This window comes from Pantoea sp. 18069, from assembly GCF_902706035.1.
GTDB lineage: Bacteria > Pseudomonadota > Gammaproteobacteria > Burkholderiales > Burkholderiaceae_C > Comamonas.
Window position 1 is genome coordinate 1 of the sequence record NZ_CACSJA010000075.1, and the last position, 2,687, is coordinate 2,687.

Below are 2,687 nucleotides of genomic sequence, written 5' to 3' on the forward strand. Positions count from 1 at the left end.
ACCAAGGCCAGCGTCGTCATCACCATCAATGGCACGAACGATGTGCCGACGCTGAGCACTGGCGTTGCCGCAGTGACGGAAGACGTCGGCGTGGTCGGCGGCAAGCTGGTCACTTCGGGCTCGGTCATGATCGCCGATATCGACACTGGCGAGAGCAGCTTCCAGGCTGGCGCAACGTTCACCAGCAGCACTGGTGGCACGCAGCTGGGCACGTTGGTGTTCAATACCGATGGCAGTTACAGCTACGCAGTCGACAACAGCTTGGTGCAGTACCTCAAGACCGGTGAATCGGTCATTGAGACCTACACGGTCACCAGCAAGGACGGCTCGGCCACGACGACCATCACGATCACCATCAACGGTACTGACGACGGCGCGGTGATTGCACCAAGCAAGCCGGGCGATGACGAAGGTCTGGTGCAAGAAGATGTGACGCTCACCGCCAACGGCAAGCTCGATGTGACCGATCCGGATGAGGACCAGGCCGAGTTCACGCCGGTGACTGCGTACGCGGGGCAGTACGGTGACTTCAGCATCGACAAGAACGGCAACTGGACATTCGATCTGAACAATGGCAATGCCACGGTGCAGGCTTTGGGTGTGGGCGAACACCTCACCGATACTTTCACGGTCACCACCATTGACGGCACGACGGCGCAAGTCACGATCACCATTGATGGCAGCAATGACAAGCCGGTGCTGTCGGGTGCGCTGACCGGCACGGTGACCGAAGATGGCACGCAGTCTGCCATTGGCCAACTGGCCACCACCGATGTGGACGTCAACGACACCCATAGCTACAGCGTGGTGGGTGCCAGCACCGGCACCTATGGCAGCTTCAGCGTGGACGCGAGCGGCCAATGGACTTACCAGCTCGACAATGCCGCAGCGCAATCTTTGAAGACTGGTGACACACGAACCGAGACCTACCAAGTCCAGGTCAGCGACGGCCAGGGCGGTGTGGATACGAAGGACGTCACGATCACCATCAACGGTACTGACGACGGCGCGGTGATTACACCAAGCAAGCCGGGTGACGACAAGGGCACGGTGCAGGAAGATGGCCTGCTCACCGCCAGCGGCAAGCTCGATGTGACGGATCCGGATAAGGATCAGGCCGAGTTCACGCCGGTGACTGCATACGCGGGGCAGTACGGTGACTTCAGCATCGACAAGAACGGCAACTGGACGTTTGACCTGAAGAATGGCAATGCCACGGTGCAGGCCTTGGGCGTTGGTGAACATCTCACCGACACCTTTACGGTCACCACGATTGACGGGACCACGGCACAAATCACGATCACTATCGATGGCACGAACGACAAGCCCGTTCTGTCGGGAGCCTTGACGGGCACTGTGACCGAAGACGGCACCCAGTCGGCCATTGGTCAGCTGAGCACCACCGATGTGGACGTCAACGACACCCATAGCTACAGCGTGGTGGGTGCCAGCACCGGCACCTATGGCAGCTTTAGCGTGGACGCGAGCGGCCAATGGACTTACCAGCTCGACAATGCCGCAGCGCAATCTTTGAAGACTGGTGACACACGAACCGAGACCTACCAAGTCCAGGTTAGCGACGGCAAGGGTGGTGTGGATACGAAGGACATCACGATCACCATCAATGGTGTCGATGATGGTGCGACCATCAGCCCGAGCGTTCCCGGTGCAGACAAGGGCACGGTGCAGGAAGATGTGACGTTGTCCGCCAGCGGCAAGCTCGATGTGACCGATCCGGATGCAGGCCAGGCCGAGTTCACGCCGGTGGCTGGGCACGCGGGGCAGTACGGTGACTTCAGCATCGACAAGAACGGCAACTGGACGTTCGATCTGAACAATGGCAATGCCACGGTGCAGGCCTTGGGCGTGGGTGAACATCTCACCGATACCTTTACCGTCACCACCATTGACGGCACGACGGCGCAAGTCACGATCACCATCAATGGCACGAACGACGACCCTAAACTGTCGGGTGTGCTGACTGGCACGGTGACCGAAGACGGCACCAAGACCGCTATTGGCCAGCTGGCCACCACCGATGTGGATATCAACGACACCCACAGCTATAGCGTAGTGGGTGCCAGCACCGGCGCCTATGGCAGCTTTAGCGTGGACGCGAGTGGCCAATGGACTTACCTGCTCGACAATGCTGCAGCCCAATCTTTAAAGACTGGCGACACACGAACCGAAACCTACCAAGTCCAGGTCAGCGATGGCAAGGGTGGTGCCGATAGCAAGACGATCACGATCACCATCAACGGTACTGACGATGGCGCGGTAATTGCACCAAGCAAGCCGGGCGATGACGCAGGTCTGGTGCAGGAAGATGTGACGCTCACCGCCAGCGGCAAGCTCGATGTGACCGATCCAGATGCAGGCCAGGCCGAGTTCAAGCCCCAGACCGATGCCGCCGGCCAGTACGGCAGCTTCTCTGTCGACAAGAATGGCAATTGGAAGTTCAACCTGGACAACGACAATGCCACGGTGCAGGCCCTGGGCGTGGGTGAACATCTCACCGACACCTTTACCGTCACCACGATTGATGGCACGACGGCACAAATCACGATCACCATCAATGGCACGAACGACAAGCCGGTGCTGTCGGGAGCCTTGACGGGCACTGTGACTGAAGATGGCACGCAGTCTGCCATTGGCCAACTGGCCACCACCGATGTGGATACCAATGA

1 protein-coding gene is annotated in these 2,687 nt (G+C 59.4%); it reads left to right on the forward strand.

The features are described 5' to 3' along the window. On the forward strand, positions 1-2,687 hold a 2,687-nt coding region (locus GVL12_RS25565; RefSeq protein ID WP_200844088.1), incomplete at both ends, for a VCBS domain-containing protein.